This window comes from Amycolatopsis sp. NPDC043889 (assembly GCF_056435645.1).
Map to the genome: position 1 here is coordinate 76,282 of NZ_JBWKEC010000024.1, position 17,700 is coordinate 93,981.

Annotated in this window: 21 protein-coding genes; 8 read left to right on the forward strand and 13 right to left on the reverse strand. The window is 68.3% G+C overall.

What is annotated here, in order from left to right; all coding sequences use genetic code 11:
• Positions 1-9 precede the first annotated feature (9 nt).
• The gene (locus tag AC0685_RS32350; protein ID WP_478228958.1) at positions 10-897 is read right to left on the reverse strand and encodes an alpha/beta fold hydrolase; all 888 of its coding nucleotides are present in this window, start codon (positions 895-897) and stop codon (positions 10-12) included.
• A gap of 104 nt (positions 898-1,001) precedes the next feature.
• Between AC0685_RS32350 and AC0685_RS32355 the strand changes: the two genes are divergently transcribed.
• Entirely contained in the window at positions 1,002-1,523 is a 522-nt protein-coding gene (locus AC0685_RS32355) for a CGNR zinc finger domain-containing protein (RefSeq protein WP_478228959.1), read from the forward strand.
• Between the two features lie 16 nt (positions 1,524-1,539).
• On the opposite strand, the gene AC0685_RS32360 is transcribed toward AC0685_RS32355, so the two are convergent.
• Positions 1,540-2,322: a hypothetical protein gene (locus AC0685_RS32360; protein WP_478228960.1), complete on the reverse strand. Its 783-nt coding sequence runs from the start codon at positions 2,320-2,322 to the stop codon at positions 1,540-1,542.
• A 111-nt stretch (positions 2,323-2,433) separates the two neighbouring features.
• Here AC0685_RS32360 and AC0685_RS32365 point away from each other — a divergent pair, with 111 nt between their 5' ends.
• A complete protein-coding gene (locus AC0685_RS32365; protein ID WP_478228961.1) occupies positions 2,434-2,991 on the forward strand; it encodes an SMI1/KNR4 family protein in 558 nt (185 codons plus the stop codon).
• A 110-nt stretch (positions 2,992-3,101) separates the two neighbouring features.
• On the opposite strand, the gene AC0685_RS32370 is transcribed toward AC0685_RS32365, so the two are convergent.
• A complete protein-coding gene (locus AC0685_RS32370; protein WP_478228962.1) occupies positions 3,102-3,539 on the reverse strand; it encodes a hypothetical protein in 438 nt (145 codons plus the stop codon).
• 91 nt (positions 3,540-3,630) lie between these two features.
• Here AC0685_RS32370 and AC0685_RS32375 point away from each other — a divergent pair, with 91 nt between their 5' ends.
• The 4 genes from AC0685_RS32375 (at position 3,631) to AC0685_RS32390 (ending at position 6,060) form a co-directional block, all read left to right on the forward strand.
• The gene (locus AC0685_RS32375) at positions 3,631-3,792 is read left to right on the forward strand and encodes a hypothetical protein (RefSeq protein ID WP_478228963.1); all 162 of its coding nucleotides are present in this window, start codon (positions 3,631-3,633) and stop codon (positions 3,790-3,792) included.
• A 582-nt stretch (positions 3,793-4,374) separates the two neighbouring features.
• The gene (locus AC0685_RS32380; RefSeq protein WP_478228964.1) at positions 4,375-5,160 is read left to right on the forward strand and encodes a S1 family peptidase; all 786 of its coding nucleotides are present in this window, start codon (positions 4,375-4,377) and stop codon (positions 5,158-5,160) included.
• A 297-nt stretch (positions 5,161-5,457) separates the two neighbouring features.
• On the forward strand, positions 5,458-5,757 hold the full coding sequence (locus AC0685_RS32385) for an N-acetyltransferase family protein (RefSeq protein WP_478229009.1): 300 nt from the start codon (positions 5,458-5,460) through the stop codon (positions 5,755-5,757).
• An 87-nt stretch (positions 5,758-5,844) separates the two neighbouring features.
• Complete coding sequence (locus AC0685_RS32390; RefSeq protein ID WP_478228965.1) at positions 5,845-6,060, forward strand: hypothetical protein; 216 nt, start codon at positions 5,845-5,847, stop codon at positions 6,058-6,060.
• A gap of 149 nt (positions 6,061-6,209) precedes the next feature.
• Here the strand turns inward: AC0685_RS32390 and AC0685_RS32395 are convergent, their stop codons facing one another.
• From AC0685_RS32395 to AC0685_RS32430, 8 genes are all read right to left on the reverse strand, one after another.
• Positions 6,210-7,175, reverse strand: a complete 966-nt coding sequence (locus AC0685_RS32395; RefSeq protein WP_478228966.1) for an NAD-dependent epimerase/dehydratase family protein — start codon at positions 7,173-7,175, stop codon at positions 6,210-6,212.
• Between the two features lie 133 nt (positions 7,176-7,308).
• A complete protein-coding gene (locus tag AC0685_RS32400; protein ID WP_478228967.1) occupies positions 7,309-8,499 on the reverse strand; it encodes an NUDIX domain-containing protein in 1,191 nt (396 codons plus the stop codon).
• Positions 8,500-8,656: 157 nt separating this feature from the next.
• Entirely contained in the window at positions 8,657-10,315 is a 1,659-nt protein-coding gene (locus tag AC0685_RS32405) for an ABC transporter ATP-binding protein (protein WP_478228968.1), read from the reverse strand.
• A complete protein-coding gene (locus tag AC0685_RS32410) occupies positions 10,312-11,970 on the reverse strand; it encodes an ABC transporter ATP-binding protein/permease (protein WP_478228969.1) in 1,659 nt (552 codons plus the stop codon). The genes AC0685_RS32405 and AC0685_RS32410 overlap by 4 nt, the downstream gene beginning before the upstream one ends.
• A complete protein-coding gene (locus AC0685_RS32415) occupies positions 11,967-12,965 on the reverse strand; it encodes an ABC transporter substrate-binding protein (RefSeq protein ID WP_478228970.1) in 999 nt (332 codons plus the stop codon). Before AC0685_RS32415 ends, AC0685_RS32410 begins: the two co-directional genes overlap by 4 nt.
• The gene (locus AC0685_RS32420; protein WP_478228971.1) at positions 12,958-13,770 is read right to left on the reverse strand and encodes an ABC transporter ATP-binding protein; all 813 of its coding nucleotides are present in this window, start codon (positions 13,768-13,770) and stop codon (positions 12,958-12,960) included. Before AC0685_RS32420 ends, AC0685_RS32415 begins: the two co-directional genes overlap by 8 nt.
• The gene (locus tag AC0685_RS32425) at positions 13,767-14,882 is read right to left on the reverse strand and encodes a FecCD family ABC transporter permease (RefSeq protein WP_478228972.1); all 1,116 of its coding nucleotides are present in this window, start codon (positions 14,880-14,882) and stop codon (positions 13,767-13,769) included. The genes AC0685_RS32420 and AC0685_RS32425 overlap by 4 nt, the downstream gene beginning before the upstream one ends.
• Positions 14,883-15,024: 142 nt before the next feature.
• The gene (locus AC0685_RS32430) at positions 15,025-15,726 is read right to left on the reverse strand and encodes a DUF6461 domain-containing protein (protein ID WP_478228973.1); all 702 of its coding nucleotides are present in this window, start codon (positions 15,724-15,726) and stop codon (positions 15,025-15,027) included.
• A gap of 235 nt (positions 15,727-15,961) precedes the next feature.
• Here AC0685_RS32430 and AC0685_RS32435 point away from each other — a divergent pair, with 235 nt between their 5' ends.
• Positions 15,962-16,129 (forward strand): hypothetical protein, encoded by a 168-nt coding sequence (locus tag AC0685_RS32435; protein WP_478228974.1) that lies wholly within the window; start codon positions 15,962-15,964, stop codon positions 16,127-16,129.
• A gap of 49 nt (positions 16,130-16,178) precedes the next feature.
• Here the strand turns inward: AC0685_RS32435 and AC0685_RS32440 are convergent, their stop codons facing one another.
• Both AC0685_RS32440 and AC0685_RS32445 read right to left on the reverse strand, forming a co-directional pair.
• Positions 16,179-16,658 (reverse strand): GNAT family N-acetyltransferase, encoded by a 480-nt coding sequence (locus AC0685_RS32440; protein WP_478228975.1) that lies wholly within the window; start codon positions 16,656-16,658, stop codon positions 16,179-16,181.
• A gap of 143 nt (positions 16,659-16,801) precedes the next feature.
• Positions 16,802-17,134 (reverse strand): hypothetical protein, encoded by a 333-nt coding sequence (locus AC0685_RS32445; protein ID WP_478228976.1) that lies wholly within the window; start codon positions 17,132-17,134, stop codon positions 16,802-16,804.
• Between the two features lie 125 nt (positions 17,135-17,259).
• Here AC0685_RS32445 and AC0685_RS32450 point away from each other — a divergent pair, with 125 nt between their 5' ends.
• Positions 17,260-17,514, forward strand: coding sequence for a hypothetical protein (locus AC0685_RS32450; RefSeq protein WP_478228977.1), 255 nt, complete (start codon positions 17,260-17,262; stop codon positions 17,512-17,514).
• Positions 17,515-17,700 lie beyond the last annotated feature (186 nt).

A 17,700-nucleotide genomic window follows, 5' to 3' on the forward strand; every position in this document is an offset into this window, starting at 1 on the left:
GCCGGGCGGTCAGCGCGAGGTGCGGTCGAGGAAGTCCCGGATCAGGGTGGCGATCTCCGGGCCGTGCGTTTCGAGGGCGAAATGCCCGGCGTCGAGAAGGTGCAGTTCGGCGTCGGGCAGGTCTCGAAGGAACGCGCGGGCTCCGTCGGCGCCGAAGATCTCGTCGTGCTCGCCCCAGGTGATGAGCGTCGGGGGACGGTGGTCGCGGAAGTACTGCTGGAAGGCCGGGTAGACGTCGAGATTGAACTGGTAGTCCCAGAACAGCTGCAGTTGCACCTCCTTGTTGCCGGGGCGGTCGAGCAGGGCCTGGTCGAGGGTCCAGGTGTCCGGGGTGAGCCGGTCCAGCCGGTCGGCGGGGACGCCGTGGGTGTACTGCCAGCGGGTCGCCGCGGGCTCCAGGAGTTCGCGCACGGCTTCTTCGTGGGTTTCGCGGTCCTTGGCGTGCGCGAACAGCACATCCCAGAACGGTGTGAAGCCGTCGACGTAGGCGTTGCCGGACTGCACCAGCAGCGCGCTGACCCGCTCCGGATGACGGCTCGCGATGCGGAGCCCGATGGGTGCCCCGTAGTCCTGGATGTAGAGGGCGAAACGGTCCAGGCCGAGCGCGTCGATGAGCCCCATGGTGATCGCGGTCAGATTCTCGAACGAATAGTCGAACCGATCGACGGGCGGGGCGTCCGAGTACCCGAAGCCGATGTGGTCGGGGGCGATGACGTGATAGCGGTCGGCCAGCGCGGGGATCAACGTGCGGAACATGTGCGACGACGTGGGGAAACCGTGCAGCAGCAGCACGGTGGGCGCGGTGGGGTCGCCGGCTTCCCGGTAGAACACGCTGCGGCCGTCGATGGTCGTCGTGCGGTGAAAGACCTCGTCGGCGGACCGGGTTGCTTCGGGCATGTCAGGTGCTCCTTGCTCTAACTGTCTAAATACGTTTGAACGGTTAGAGGTAAACATGGGGCGACCTAACCTGTCAAGCGGCTGACGGAGGGTAGGATGACGCTGTGCTGCAACGCCCCCTGGTCGGCGAGCCGATCGCCCTGGACCTGCTGAACACCACGTGGCCCGACCGTGGTGAGCAGCGGGACGTCTTCGACGAACCCGGCGGGGTGGGCGCCTGGCTGGCCGAGCGAGGCCTCCCGGATGTGCCGGGAGCGGAGGAACCGTTGCGTCACACGCGTTCCGTCCTGCGCGAGGTGCTCGAAAGCCCCGGCGTTTCCGCCGAACGCGCGCTGAACGAGGTCCTGGCGCGCGGACGTTTGCGGCCGGAGCTGCGGCAAGGCGGCCCCGAAGAAGTGGTCGAGGTCGAGGAAGCGGCCTGGCGACCGGCATGGCTCGCGGCATACGGCTACTTGACCCTGCTTCGCACGCGCCCGGAACGGATCAAGCGATGCTCGGCGTATCCGGTGTGCACGCTGTACTTCGACGACACGACCCGCAACGGCACCAGGCGATGGTGCTCCATGGAAACCTGTGGCAACCGGGCGAAGGCCGCTCGTCACTATCGCCGCGAACGGTCGGCCTAGCGCCCGCCCTCGAGGGCTACCGCCGGAACCAGCGGCGCCGTTTTTCCTCGGTGTCGGCAGGCTGTAGTCCCAACCTTCCGGTCAGGAAGAAGGTTCCCGTCACGATGTTGCCGCGCGCGGGCGGCTGCTCCAGTTCGGTGGCCGCGATGGCGACGTCGAGCTCGATCGCGGCGATGGTGCGGACCCGGATCCGATGGAATGCCTTGCCGGTGACCGTATTCACGGGAGTTTCGGCCTCGACGACCTCGCCGGCGAACAGCGCGTGGGCGGACGGCGTCCAGTCGGGCGAGGGCTCCTCGGGCGCGAAGGTGCCGGACGGGATGAAGTGGTCGGCTGCGAATTTCAGTCCGTCGTCGTCCTGGGAGGCCGCGTAGGCATCGGCGTCGGCGTGCACGGTGACGTCTTCGGCGAGAGCCGCCAGCACCAGGGAGCCGGACTCGAGCCGCCCGCCGGCGTTGGCGAGGACCGCCCGGTCTTCCAGCTCGACCGCGATGGGGCAGATCATCTCCCCGGCGACGCCGTCGAGGAGGTCGAGCATCGCGGTCTCGGCGTCGACGAGGCGAACGTCGCGCACCGGTACCGCCGTCGTCGTGCCGGCCAGGCAGGGCAGAAGGAAGTCGATCTCGCCCTTGCGAACCTGCGCGACCAGCCGGGCGCCGGAAGGGTCGGTCCAGACATGTTCGCTGGTCTTCTTGTCGATCTGCCGGGCCGCGCCCGCGCTGATCGAGGAGACCACCAGTTCCCCGAACTCGTCCTGACTGGTGACGCCGATCCCGATCGCCTCGAAATGGCTGGCCACGATAACTCCCTCTGTCGCACTGTCCGCTGGAGACTACTGGGCGGACCCGAACAAGGTCATCCAGGTGTTCGTGCGGCCGCAGAGACCGGCGCTTGCGTAATACTGGCCGTCATGAACCAGACCGCCCGCGAGTTCGCACGGTTACGAAGTCTGATCGAGCGGGAACTACCCGGCGCCGCGCCGTTCCTGCCCGGCGCGACCGAACGCGACCTCGACCGGCTCGCCACCGAGACCGGGCTTGTCCTGCCGCCCGAACTGTGCGCCCTGCTGAGCGTGTCGGCGGGCCAGGACGACCCCGACGAGTTGAACGGCCCGCTCAACTTCCAGCATTTCCTGACCATCGACGAGATCGTCGAGATGCACCGGATGCTGACCGACGTGGTCGGCGACATGGCCACGCCCGTCGGGCAACCTTCCTGCTACCGGTGGACGGTGTGGTCGGAATCCTGGCTGCCGTTCCTCGCGTTCCAGGGCGATTGCCACTTCCTGGACCTGGATCCCGGCGAACGTGGCACCCGCGGTCAGGTCGTGTTCCGTCCCAACGTCCCTGAGCTCGACGAGCCGAAAGCGCCGTCGCTCAACGCGTTTCTCGCCCGTGCCGCCGACCTCGTCGAAGCCGGGCACGTCAAGGTCGAAGACAGCACGTTCGTCGTCCCCGATCTTTGCTGAACGGGTGAGCCGGGCGCCGAGGTGCTCTTCGGTGTCGTCGGAGCCAGGTCGGGGCTGTTCGTCATCCTCGTTCACTGAGGTGCTGGACGAGTTCGTCGATGAGCAAGGCCTCAGCGATCTCCACGGCGATCTTCGCGACGCCCGCACCGGCGACTGCGGACTCGAAACAAAGTATGTGCTTCTTCGGCCGTCAGCTCCCGGGTCGATTCGCCCGCGGCCAAGGTGATCCTGTACAGATCCGCCACGTAGCTGAAGGACAAGGCGACGAGGAAGAAGAGGTACAGGGTGAAGACGGCGTACTCCACGCCGTCGTCCTCGGCGAGCTCTTCGAACTTCAGCATGGCTTCGACAGCCAAGTTGCACACACCTGGAATCATCACTGGAAGGACAGCCTGCGAAATCCTTTCCGCCGTTTCGTCTTGCCCCCGAGAATCGGCATCGGAGTCCGTCCGTACGGTGACTCCGCGGCGATGATGAGCCAACAGCCGGTCGACGAAATCGGCAGTCGAGCTCCGCACCGACTTGAACTTCTGCAGCGCGAAGCGCATGGCGCACCCGGCCGTCATCGCATCGTATTCCCCTGGAGGAACGCGGCAATGTTCGAGGAGTCAGCAAATGAAGCGTCGAATCGTCGGCGAAATGACAGAAGAGCGACGGTCGCGACGGCGGGCGCGGCGATCCGGTCGAAAAGACTTGCCATTCGGCGAACTGGTGCGGCGGTGTTTCGTCCGCGGAGCGGCGACGGCGGCCGGCGGCGCCGTGATCAGCCTGGCGATGTTCTGGATCGAGAACCGTGGCTGAATTGCGAGGCGCCGTGAAATCGACCGACAACGGCGGTGGAACGCGAAGCGTCGAGGACGATCAGGCCAGGTGTGGCTCCTGAACTCGCCAAGTCCTGTGTGGACGTCGAGGCAGCCGTCGCTTTGACCGAAGGCCATGGGGGCAAGGAACAGCGTCCCCAGGATGAGGGAGTCGTGGTCCGTCGTGAAGGGGTTTCCACCGCTGACCTGCCGCCCGGTGGCGAAGGCCGGTGCCCACTGTCCGGGTGTGATGGCACCGCGGTGCCAAGGTGGGGCACGATCCGTTCGGCGTCCTCTCGCCGGGCCGAGTCCGGAGTGGTGACTCACTGTCCGCCGGTAGATCCCGGCCGCCCGACGGTGGTCCATCTGACGCGCGTGGAAAAGACGGAGGTCGGCCTCGCTGCGGCGATCGGCGAGTTCGCCGACAGGCGTCCACTCATCGGGTCGCTGCTCGGATGCGGCGTCACGCTGGGTCGGCCATTCGGCCGATGTGCACCCCGGCCGATGAGCCGATCCAGTCGTGATCATCACCCCATAGCGTGACGACTGTCAGCAATTCGTCGTCTTCGGGGAGTTCACGATAATGCTTCGCAAAACAGGCGTACTGATGATCGGGTTGGCCACGGCGGGAGCGGTGCTGGTACCGGGGATCGCCGCGGCGGCTGACGGGCCGACGCCCTACGTCATCGGCGGGCACGACGCCACCGAGGATTACTCGTTCATGGTGTCGTTGCAGCAGGGCGGGAGGCACTTCTGCGGCGGCTCGCTGATCAGTGAGGACTGGGTGGTGACCGCGGCGCACTGCGTGCAGGGAGCGCAGCCGGGGCAGATCAGGACCAGGATCGGGGCGCGGCAGCACGCCGGCGGGGGCACCGAGACCGGGGTCAGCCGGATCATCGTGCATCCGGACTTCACCGGGAAGGAGCCGCTGGGCCAGGACATCGCGTTGGTGCGGCTGGACAAACCGGTGACCGAGCGGCCGATCAAGATCGCCGAGGCCGTGGGCGACGCGGGAACGGCGACCCGGATCCTCGGCTGGGGTGAGCACTGCGCCGACCAGAACTGCGGCGCGCCGGAGATCCTCCAGGAACTGGACACCGAGGTCAGGCCGGCGGAGGACTGTCGCACCATCGCCGCGGGCAAGGAGATCTGCACCGGTTCCGACACTCCGGACGCGATGGGCTGCTACGGCGACTCCGGCGGTCCGCAGATCAAGGGCAGGCCCGGTGAGTGGGAACTGGTCGGCGCCACCAGCCGCGATGGTGACGCGGATCCGAAATGCGCCAGCGGTCTGGGCATCTGGACCGATGTGACGGTGTACCGGGACTGGATCGCCGAGCAAACGAGCCGAACGCAGACCGTGGCGTGATGTAGGGGCGTGTCGTGAAAGCCACCTTCGGCACCGCGGAAGTGGCTTTCGCGACACACCTGACGAGGCCGTCCTCGCCCTCAACCGCCGCCTCGCGGGGCCACCGGAGCCGCCGGTCGGCGCGGACGTGGTGATCCGTCCCGCCACTCCCGGCGACGGGGCGGCGATCGACGAGATGCACGCTCGGTGTAGCGAAGAGAGTCGCGTCCGGCGGTACGGCCGTGACCGGCCACCGGCATCGAGCGCCTGCTCGGGCACAAGGGGACTCGGACCCTCCTCGCCGAAACCCGGGCGGGTCTGGTCACCGGGGTGGCGACGCTGCGGAGAAGCGGCCGCTGCGCGGAGGTCGGCATCCCCGTCGAGGACCAGTGGCAAGGCCGCCGCGTCGGCACGGCTTTGCTCGACCGGCTGATCACCCTCGCGCGCGCCGACGACAGCGTGGCACTCGTCGCGATCGCCCAGGACGCGAACACGGCGATGATCCGCGCGATGCGGCGAGCCGGCGCCCAAGCCGAGCGGGTCGAACCGGATCTCACCTGTCTCACGGTGCCCCTGGACGCGCGTCCGGGAACTCGGCCGGACGACGTCGTTCGATAGCAACCCGTTGGCATGTCGCGAAACGGGTGGCCAGGGCGTCGCAGTACTGTGTGGAGCTGAATGGGGGGAGGAGGGTTCCTTGGGTCTATGACGATCGATAGCAGCAGAAACCGTTGCCGCCGCCGCGACTGCGACGATGTGGAGTTCTGGCTGGGCTTGTGCGTCCAGGACTGGGTGCGGTGGCAGGACGGCTTGGAAGCCCTTGACCTGCCGGATGACGAGAGACCGGCGCCGCCTCGCAGCGTGTTCATCGCCCCGGTGCACGCCGGCAGTGTGTCGCGGCGGGCACTGGCGACGGGTTGACGCTGTCCGGAGGCCATGGTCACCGGTCATTCGACCGCCTGGTTGCGGCGGCACTTCCCGTTGATCCGCCCTCCGCGGTACAGCCGAGGCTTGCCGGCAGGGGTGACGCGCCCGGCCGTCCTGACGTCGGCTGAGCTGATGTCCCGCGGTCAACCTCGTGGTGAAGTGTCCGGAGCGGAGTCTTGGAGCGCGTTGTGGAGGTCGTCGGGCTCGACGCCCAGTTCGGTTCGCGCGATTTCCGGGTCGAGGATCATGGCGGTGGCGTGCAGTTTGCTCCACTGTGCCGGATGGAAGCCGATGGTGAAGCCTTGGCGGCGCCGGCGGATGCCTTCGAAGCGGATCAGGAGTTCGATGACGCGTGAGTGAAGCTTCCAGACGCGTTGGGGAGGGCGGCCGCTCGCGGTTGCGAGGCGGGTGAAGAGATCGGCCCAAGCGAGGTTCGCGGTGACGATCGGATAGTCGCCATTGGCGCGACGGTCCAGTGCCGCGACGGCGGCTCGCGCGACTTGGGTGACGGTGACCACGGCGGTGGCGCCGGAGTAGGCGAAGATGCCTGCGTCACCGATGGACAGGCTGTGCAGCATGGGCGCGAGAGGTGATTGCCGGCCGGGGGTTGTGCCCGCGACGTAGGGGAGTTCCAGAACGGCCACGGACGTTTCCGTGTTGACCGCGGCGCGTGCGTGCTCGGCTTGTTCGATTCTGCTGGCGATGTACGGGTTGAGTTCGGCCAGGCGGAGTGCCGGCTGTTCGCGCTGGAGGGTGGCGTAGAAACTGCCGAGGATGACAGCGCGGTCGCATTGTGCCCGGCATCCGGCGGTGAGCAATCTCGCGACGGGGGCGACGTTGGTGTCGTGGAAGAACGCGGCGATGTCGGCGCCGCGCGGTGCGGCGACGGCGGCGGCCGATGCGATGACGATGCCCGTGTGGCCGGCGACGATCGTGTCGAGTCGTTCGTCGGAGAGGTCGGTGAGGTCGCCGAGTCGGACCGTTACCGCGGCGGGGAGATTCGTGGGTGGCGTGCGGACCAGGACCGTGACGTCGTGCCCGCGTGCCAGTAGTTCGCGCACGATGTGATGTCCGATGAACCCGGTTCCGCCTACTACCAGGACCTTCACAGGCCTGTCCTTTCATCGGGGGCGGTAAGTACCTGTCGTCCTGCTGAGCACCGCTTGACTGAAGGCGCCGTCGAGTCTTTTGGGCCGTGTCGGCGCCGGAACAGCAGACTTCGGCCCAGCCGGCAGGTGTAGATCATCTTGGGTGCCGTCCTGATCGCGGCCGCGTGGCCAGTGCTGGATCCATCAGCCGGAGCCAGATGTCCTGGTCGTCGGTCAGCGGACGCGGAAGGGGAAGCGGCTGGAACCGGCAGGCGAACCTCATGCCGGCGTCGCTGCCGGTTCCCCCGGCACAGTGTATCCAGTCATCGGCTGTGTCGTTGGGCGCCAGCAGGTGAAAGTAAGTGGTGCGACGGAGTTGTCCGGTCTCTGGATGGGGTTTGTCCTCGGTCGCCAGCGCCTTGACGACAGTGACGCCGGCCAACCCTGTTTCCTCAAGGACTTCCCGCAGCACTGCCTTCGGGAGGTCTTCGTTGGAGTTCACTCCTCCGGCAGGGACTTGTTGTCCGGCTTCGGGGACGTCGATGTGCTCGAAGATCAGGAGTTCAGGCTGTTGTCTCGGGCGGATGACGTAGGCGGCGACACGGATTCTCGGGTTCGGGAGAACTGTCCCGGAGTTCGGTAGTGACAGTACAGCCGTCTCCCTTGGGTGTGAGCCGATCATCGGCGGAAGGAGTTGCCGGAGGTTCGTGCCTGCCGCGGGATCCACGCGACCGCGGTCGCCAGGAGAGCCAAGCGCAAGATCCGAAAGCTGTTCCTCGGCGGGCTGGGCGGGCACGAAAGGTGGCGCGGCCGCCGCGTGGGTTCCTTCGAGAGTATGCCTCAGTTCGAAGAATTGTGCCTGCAGTTCCGCCACCTGTTCTCGTGAAGGCGCTCGGCGGCTGAGAAAGACCTGGAAAGAACGAAGGTCACCGCCGCACCGACCAGCCTGCCGCGAGAAGGGAGTTCGTCGTTTCTCTTTCATGGCCGCCCAGGTCTGGCCTCGTTGCCGGCCGGTGAGACCGAGTATCGCGATACCGACCAGCACGGCCGCCGTGGAAACCAGGAGTTCGAGCGTCTCTGCCCGCGAGTCCGACTTTTCGGTGACGAAATACGAGTGCGTGTAACGGACTTCGTCGCCGTATCGGATCTCCAGCCATCGCCGCGAACCATGCGACTCGCCACCGGTGACATCGGCCTTGAGGATGATCAGCTGCTGGCCCCGGTGGTATGTCGCGGTCGACTCGCCTTCGACTGACGGGCATCGCCGGACGTTCGCCTCGTCACCGGAGATATAGGCGACGTCCTTCCCCGCAACGCTGGTCGCCGGACCTCCGAAGAACAGCATCAACCCGACGAGGAGGATGGTCGCGATCGCGATGACGCTGAGCCGGCCAGTGCCGCGCCGAGCTGAACCTGCCACAGGAAGCCTTCCGCCTTTGACCGATCGCGAACGAGATTGGCCATGATCTCGCGACGGCCGGAGGCGGGAACCGCGTGACGTCTCACGATCGGCCGGCGCGTCCGCCTTCTCGCAAGGCGATTACCCGGTGGCAGCCGGCCAGTGTGGCGGGGCGGTGGGCGATGACGAGGACACCGATGTCGTTCCCGGCCGACGCGAGGGCCGCGGTGATGGCTTCGTCGGCTTCGGGGTCGAGGTTGGCGGTGGCCTCGTCGAGGATGAGGATCCGGGGATTCACCAGCAGCGCCCTGGCGACGGCGACTCGTGCTCGCTGGCCACCGGACAGTCCGTCACCGGATTCGCCGACGACGGTGGCGAGTCCGGCGGGGAATCCGGCTCCCGGGTCGAGGATCCCCGCCCGCCGCGCGGCTCGTTCGACTTCGATGTCGCCGGCATCCGGGTTTCCGAGCCGGATGTTGGTGGCGATCGTCCCGGTGAGCAGGCCGGGTTCCTGGGGAACGGCGCTGATCGCGCGGCGGAGGTCGTCGTCGGTCAGCTCGGTGAGGTCGACGCCGTCCAGGGTGATGCGGCCGGCGTCGGGGTCCCACATCCGGGTCGCGAGCAGCGCGCACGTGGTCTTGCCCGCCCCGGACGGCCCGGTGAGGGCGACCCTTTCGCCGGGGCGGACGGTGAACGACACGTCGCGCAGGACCGGCGGAGCGTCGTCGCGGTAACCGAAGGACACGTGATCGAAGACGAGCCCGGTCGCGCGATCACGGGACGGCAGGGGCCGGGGCGCGCGGGGCTCCTGGACCGCCGGTGCCCGGTCGAGGATTTCGGTGATCCTGGTACCGGCGGCGCGCAACGTGCCGACGTTGCGCAGCAGATCCGAAATCTGTGCGATCGGGCCGAGTGCCGCGGTGGCCAGCACCATGGCGACCGGTGCGAGCGCGCGGTCGATCGTGTCGAGGTTCGCCGCGCAGACCGCGAGCGCGCCGATCGCACTGAGCGCCAGAGCCGCGTCCGTGACAGCGCGCTCCCAGCCGACCCGGGAGCCGATCCTCGTTTGCACGGCGGTCAGCGCACTCGTCCGTTTCTCCAGGGCGGCGGTGCGACGGTGCAGGGCTCCCGCACCGCTGAGTTCGCCGAGTCCCCGGACGGTGTCGACGAGTTCGGCGTTGAGGGTCGCGGCGGCCTCGGTGAGTTCGGTGCCCTGCCGCGTTCCCGCTCGGCCGGACAGCCACGGCAGCGCCGCGGTCACGACGACGAACGGTACCCACGCCAGCAGCAGCCACGGCGTGACGAGGAGCGACAGGGTCGCGGTGGCGGCGACCATCATGGCCGAGGTGAGTGCTTGGGCCGCGGTGTGGGCGTAGAGCCATTCGAGACGGTCGATGTCGGCGAAGGCGACGGACACGAGATCACCGCTCCTGCGTGGCTTCCGGCGGTCGGGCAGGCTCACGCGGAGCCGGTCGAACACCCGGGCACGCAAGGTGCCGATCAGCCGGTAGGCCAGATCGTGGGAGACCCAGGACTCGCGCCAGGTCATCGCCGCGGTCACCACGGCCAGGCCGCACAGGACGGTTGCGACGATGGCCAGTGGCGCGGTACTGGTCGCCGCGGCCCGCCCGGCCAGCCACGTGCCGAGCACGGTCGTCGTCAGCGCACCGAGCTGGACGGCCGCGTTGCTCGCGACCGTCCAGACGAAGGTGGCCCGCTGCTCGCCGACGACCGGCAGCAGCCGCCGGAGCGGTCCGCTCACGAGTGGACCGCCTGCCCGGTGACGCGGCCGGACTCGATCGTGACGATCGCGCCGGCGTCACGCAGGGCGGTCTCGCGGTGGGCGATCACGACGCGGGTGGTGCCATCGCAGTGTTCCGCCAGCCGGGTGAGGACGCGTTTCTCGGTGTCGACGTCCAAGGCCGAGGTCGCTTCGTCGAGCAGCAGCACCGGAGGCGCGGCGAGCACGGCCCTGGCGATGGCGAGGCGCTGCCGCTGGCCGCCGGACAACTGGGTCCCGTTCTCGGTGAGGACCGTCGCGAAGCCGCGGGGGAGTGCTTCGACGAACTCGATCGCGTCCGCGACGTGGGCGGCGGCGCGGATCTCGTCGTGCGTGGCGCCGGGCCGGGCGAGCCGGAGGTTCTCTTCCACGGTGCCATGGAAAAGATGGGTGTGCTGGCCGACGACGCCGATGCTCGCGCGGAGAGCGGCGAGGGTGTACCCGGCGATCGGGGTTCCGTCGAGTTCGATCGTCCCCTGCTGCGGGTCGGCCTCGCGGATGAGAAGCCGGGCGATCGTGCTCTTCCCGGCGCCCGACGGGCCCACGATCCCGGTCGTGTTCCCCGGCGCGCATTCGAAGCTGATGCCGGAAACGCCCGCGCCGTTCGGGTAGCGGTATCCGACGTCCCGCAGCCGCAGCCGAGCCCCGTGCCGAGCGGGTTCGGTGCGGGTGCCGGTGTCGGCGACCTGCGGACGCGCCGTCATGATCTCGTCGATGCCCTCGACCGCGCCCAGCCCTTGGTAGCCGACGTGCCAGTGGGCGGACAGGTCGAGCACGGGCCGGAAGCATTCCCTGGCGCACAACAAGAACATGAACACCGACGCCGCGGGCGCCTGACCGCCGACGATCCCGGCGCACGCGACGACCACCGTGGCCGCGAGGCCGAGGTGCAGTGCCAGGGCGCTGACTCCGGCTTCCACCAGCGAGACACGCAGCTGGGCCATCGTGACCCGGTGCAGGCGGTCGCCGCGGTGGGAGAGTGCCTCGCCCGCCCGGCGGCCCGCACCGAAGAGCCGGATGACGGCGATCGACTGGGTCGCCTCCAGATAGTCGGCCGCCAGCTTTTCGTAGGCGCTCCACCGGGTTCGGCCCGTCCGGAGCAGCCGGGCATCCCAGAAGCGTGGGACGGCCACGGCGCACAGGACCGCTGTCGCGAGGATCGCGGCGGCGGGGACGGACACGGTGAACAGCCACCCGGCGACGGCGGCCGGAACCAGGCAGGTCACGAGCAGCTGCGGCAGATAACGGCTGTAGTAGGCGTCGAGGGCTTCGACCCCGTCGACGACCGTGTGCGTGATCGCCCCCGCGCGCTCTCCCCGCGTCCAGGCCGGTCCCAGCAGGGTGATGCGGCGCAGAAGCTCGCCGCGCAGCCTGGTGCGGATGGCGATGCCGAACCGGGCCGCGGCGACCTCCCGTGCCCACAGCAGGATCGCGCGCACCACGACGACACCGGTCAACGCCGCGATCGCGGGTGTCACGGTCGCGAAGCCCCCGCCGCGAGTGAGATCGGTGAGGACGGACGCCGTCAGGACGGCTCCGCCGACGTAGCAGGCCGACACGAGTATCGACAGCACCGCGAGCAGCAGGACGGGAGCGAGGACCACACCCGCCAGCCGCAGGAGCCTGCGATGGATCACCGGGTGAACGCGTCCGCGTGGAGCCGTTGCGCGATCTCCCGCACCACCGAGATGTTCCCGAGGGTGCCCGGATAGGTGTCGGCGGCGTCGATCGCGATCAAGCGCTGTTCGCGGATGGCGGTCATGGCTGGGAAAGTACGGGTGAGGTAATCGATGCTCGCCTGCTTCTGCGCGGCCCCGTTGACGGCGAACACGATCGCGTCGGGATTCTTCTCGGCGAGCGCCTCGGGGGTGATCTGCGCGGCGAAGAACTTGGCGAACTGCGGGTCCTTCGGTGAGAACACGTTGTCGCCGCCCGCCCTGCGGATGATGTCGTACTCGATGCCCGCGCCGATCGCGGTGACGGTGGCACCTTCCAGGAACACCTGGGCGACGGTGGGTTTGGGGCGGCCCGTGATGGCCTTGTCCACGGCGGCCAGATCCGCCCGGCCTTGGTCGACCAGTGCCTTCGCCTTGTCCGGCACGGCGAAGATCCTGCCGAGGTTCTCCAGGTCGGTGAAGAGATCCTCGACCGTGCCGTTCATGCGGCGTTCGGCGCATCCGCCCGCGGCGACATAGGCGGCGACGCCGCTTTGCCGCAGTTGCTCCAGGCTCGCGAAGCCCTTCTCGGCGGTGAACTCGTAGGTGGTGGGGGAGAAGACGAAGTCCGGCTTCGCGGACAGGAGCTTCTCCCGGCTCGGCGGTCCCGACTCGCTCAGCACCGGGATGGCGGCGGCCTGTCCGGCCACGTCTTCCGGGAGCGGTGCGGTGGCGGTCTGTGCTTGGCCGACCAGCGAGCCCGCGAGACCCAGCCGCAGCAACAGTTCCGTCTGCGACGGGCTGAGCCCGACCGCGGCGCGGGGAACGGCGTTGACGGTGACATCCCGGCCGCAGTTGGACACGGTGACCGCCGTGCTCGCGTTGTTCGACGGAGCGGCCGGAGTGACCGAGGTACCGCAACCCGCGATCAGCGACATGCCGACACCGAACGCGGCAAAGGACAGGGTTTTAAGCATGGTTCTCTTTTCCGGGTGTGCTGAGAGGTGAACGGGTCTCCGCATGACGGCCGAAGACCAGCACCGGCCGGCCGTCGCGTGGATGGGTGAGCTGATCGACGGCGACTCCGAACACGTCTTCCACGACGCGTGGGGCGAGCGCTGCGTCCGGCGTTCCGGTGGCGACGACACGGCCGGCGTCGAGCACCGCGATGTCGTCGCAGTAGGTGGCCGCGAGGTTGAGGTCGTGCAGGGCGGCGACGATGGTGCGATCGAGCCCGGCCGCGATCCGCATGAGCTCCAGCTGAAAGGCGATGTCGAGGTGGTTGGTCGGTTCGTCGAGGACGAGGACGGGGGAGTCCGCCGCCAGCGCTCGGGCCAGCATCACCCGCTGCCGCTGCCCGCCCGACAGCCGTCCGATGGACCGGTCGGCGATGTCGGTGGCGCCGACCCGGTCGAGCGCGGTCCACGCGAGATCGAGGTCGGCTTCGGTGTCGCGGCCGAATCCGCGCTGGAAGGGCACCCGGCCCAGGAGCACGACGTCGAGGACCGTCAGGTCGAACTCGGACGACGTCTCCTGAGTCATCACCGCCACCGCCCTGGCGACGGTCCGCCTGTCGGTGCGCCACACGTCGTGCTCGCCCAGCAGCACGCGGCCCGATGACGGCGCGACGGCGCGGTAAAGCGTGCGCAGCAAGGTCGACTTGCCGCTGCCGTTCGGGCCGACGAGCCCGAGGAAACGGCCGGAGCGGACCTCGATGTCCACATTCCGCAGCACCTGGTCACCGCCCAGCGTGGCGCTGACGTCGTGGAAATGGACCTTCATCGGCCGAACCCCGCCCGCGCGGCCGTGTCCCGGCGCATCAGCCACAGGAAGAACGGCGCGCCCACGACCGCGGTGAGGATCCCGATCGGTGTTTCGCCAGGCGCCGCGACCGTGCGCGAGAGCAGGTCGGCGACCATGAGGAACAGGGCGCCGCCGAGTACCGCGACCGGCAGCATCCGGCGATGGTCCGAGCCGACGAGGATCCGCGCCACATGCGGGATCACGAGACCGACGAAACCGATGCCGCCGCTGACCGACACGATCGACCCGGTCAGGAGGGCGGCGGTCACGAGAAGCACGGCACGGAGCCGGTTCACGTCGACTCCCAGTGCGGTCGCGGATTCGTCGCCGCTCAGCAGCGCGTTCATGGCCCTGGTCCGCAGTCCGACGACGACACAGGCGGCCGCGAACGCCACCGCCGGCACGGCCAAGGAAGCCATCGAGGCGGCGGAAACGCTGCCGAGCAAGAAGAACAGCACGCTGAAGACGTTCTGCGCCTCAGTGGTCAGCGTCAGATAGCTCGTGATCGCGCTGAACAGGGAACCGAGGGCGACACCGGAAAGGATCATCCTGGTCGGCGACAGGATGCCGCGATGCCGGGCGACCAGCGCGACGCACACACTGGCCACCAAGGCCCCGGCGAAGGCCGCCGCGCCCAGGGGAAGCCCGCCCACGGCGGCCGAACCGAAGGTGATCACGAGAACCGCGCCGACACCCGCGCCGGACGACACACCGAGCAGGTACGGCTCCGCGAGCGGGTTGCGCACGATCACCTGCATGATCGCCCCGGCCAGCGCCAGTCCCGCCCCGGCGAGCCCCGCCAGCAGCGCGCGAGGGAGCCGGAACTGCCATACCGCCTGGTCCTGCAACACGGTCAGGCTGCCGTCCGACATCCACGGCACGTTCGGCACCAGATGACCGACCACGATCCGCGCCGCGTCCGCGAGCCCGACCTCGACCGTCCCCACCGAACCGGATACGACCAGCATCACGAGGATCGCGACAGCGAGGACCGTGACCGTCCCCCGGTGCAGAAGCCGGGACCGGGCAAGTGCCGCCTGCCGGTCGCGAACGCCCGAGGGCGACGCGGACGGCCGCGAACGAACAACCATGGGGGCGCCGATCGATCTGTGGTGGAAGGACACCGGAGCCTAACCGCACCCGATAATCGTTATCAACAGATAATCGGTAATGATTATCATCACAGCTTGGCGGGTCGAGTCGGTCACGACATCGTGCGGTCGCTTTCCGTTCTCAGCCCTCGAGAGACGCCGCGCGCCGGCAACGGTCGAGCACTTCGAGACTGAGCTGTGCGGCCCGGGCGCGGCTGATGACGTACCCCGCTGCCCAGTGGGCTTTACGCGCGGCTTCGACGGGGTCGTCGTCGAACGCGCCGAGCAAGACGCGCAAGACGTTGGCTCGCACAGGGTCCTGGCCCGCCGAGTTCCGTTCCCGCTCGAGGCGGGCGGCGTGCGCGGCGCGCTCGTCGCGCGGCTCGCGCAGAGCGGAGAGTGCCTCGGCGATGACCGGTTGGTCGCCGAGCCCGGTGTGGGCGACCACGAGTTGGGCGATGAGCCTGGTGATGAGCGGCAGCTTGTCAGGCCGCGGGTCGGCCAGGGCTGGATCCTCGGCAAGACCGTCGGGCACCAGTTCCGTGCCGATCGGCCTGACTTTCAGGCACCGGTGCGACGCCGTGAGCCAGTGCTCGCCGAGCCGTATCCCGCTGAGCCGTTCCATCGCGGCGAGACCGGCGGCTTTCCCATCGGACCCCCCGAAAGGCAGATCTCCGAGTCTTGTGTCCAGCGAGGTGGGCGCCTGACCGAAGCGATCGCCAGGGTCCGTCAGAGCGAAGTCCGCCAGCAGCCTGCCGTCCTCGGCGAAGCCGAAAGACGAGTTGTCATCGACATTCCAATAGACGCTGAACGCCCTCGAACCACGGCTGACGGCTTGCGACACCTTCGGCAGGGAACGTGGAATCCTTTCGGCTCGGTCATGATCGTCCAGCCCCGGTGCCGATGACGAGCACACAGGGGACCGTCCGGCGCTGATTCGGCTTCGAGGAGCGACCGGCTGGTCGCGGTGTCGGGTTCGGTCCCGAAACGCGCCGTCACGCCGTCCGCGTCGGGATCCGCCACGGCGGTCACGCAGAGCGCGTTCGCGAGTGAGGGCGCCAGGTGAGCAGCTCCCGGTAGTGCCGGAGGGAATCGTCGTCGTTCATCGCTCACCTCGCGCCCCGATCGGGCGGCTGGTCCGCTCGCAGGTTCTCGAGGATCTTGGTGGCGAGGTCGGCGAACTGGTCGAGTTCTTCAGGCGTGAGGCGGTCGATGACAAGGCGCCGGACCTGTTCGCCTGGAGCTGAGAAGTCATCGCGGCAACAGCAGCACGATGGAAGCGAGACGGGTACCAGCTCAGAAGCGGTGATCGTCGGTCTCGCGACCGCAGCGGTCCACGCGTTTCCACGGCCATTCCGAGGCGAGCCAGCGCGCGACGGCGTCGGCGAGTGCCGCGTCGAGTTCCGCTTTGTCGGCCCGTACCCAGGATTGCACCGTGACATCCCACTCTTCGGAGTCCGGGGGGTACAGGTACACGCAACCGATGACGACGTCGTCGGCCGGGTCGAGGACGGTGAAGGTGAACCCGGTGCGTCGCGCGAAGTCCGAGGCGTGGCGGCGAAGATCGGTGAGGTTCTCTTCGGGAGTCATGCCGTAGCGAGGCGGCCAGTCGCCGTCGGGATAGCCGGGAGTGGAGCGAATGTGCTCGATACTCGACATCCATGCGGCGTGGTCGGCCGAATTGTGCTGCGGTCCCAGCGGTTCCAGGCGGAACTGTTCCGTCACGAGTGAGGTCGGAGGGACGAAACCTGCCGGCACGAACTCTTCCGAGGTCATAGCCGGGACCGTAGCGGCCGTCCGGCCTTCTTGCACCTGAGTTTCCGGACAGGGTTCCGCGGGCGATCAGGCCAGGGTTCGCCGCGCGTCTGGGAGGGTGTTCGCCTCGACGAGGTCCGTGATGACGAACACCCTTTGCGCGGCTATGCGGCCACGGACTTCCGGATCGCGTATTCGCCCGGTTCGCACTTCGCGATGGAGAACTTCACGATCGCCGTGGTCCCGGACACCCTGCGGGAGCCGAGGTTGCCTTCTACTGGGTACTCATATCCCTTCCAAGCGCACTTGATCACCGTCCTGAACGTTCCGGTTCCGGAGTGGCAAGCACCCCGCGCTCCCACGTTGTAACCGCCTTCGGCGATCCACGTGCTGCTGCAGTTGCCGACGGCGGCCTGCGCCGTCGCGGGTACGGCGACTGCTGCGGCGGTCACCGCGCCGAAGACGGCGCATGCCTTGCTGAACCGACGAAATCGCATGACTTCCTCCCCGAAAAGTGCTGATTGGAGGAGAAGCCTCCCCTATCCCTGCCGAGAGCGCGACACTTTTGCGGGAAACCGCAAAAGCGCTGGCAGCGAGTAATTCCCAGGGCGTCACGACGGCCGTGCTGAACCACCTGCTCGCGCTGCCGCAGTACCACGAGTATGTACTGGAGGACGTCGCCGACACGAACGCGCCCGCGATCGCGCTCTACGAAAAGCTCGGCTTCCGCGAGTGCGAGTGGAAGAAGGTGCGACACACCAGGCGGACCGCTCATCGCTGGCATGGCGACCGGATCCGGCGAGTGACCGGGCAGGCAGTGGTCCGGGAGACAATCCTCCTGGCGACCGGCGAAGACAGGAGACCGGCTCTCGCATGATTCACCGTCGTGGCGGTGTTCCGCCCAGCCCGCTAAGGGCCTCATTTCCAGGTTGCCGAAGGAGGCGGGCTCGACGCGCTGCGCCGGGGGATCTCGTGTTCTACAGTCCGGGTCTCATCCATCACGTGGGGAACGCCCTCGGCGAGAACCGGATGATCAACGCGCCGTACTAGGGTGGATCCGGTC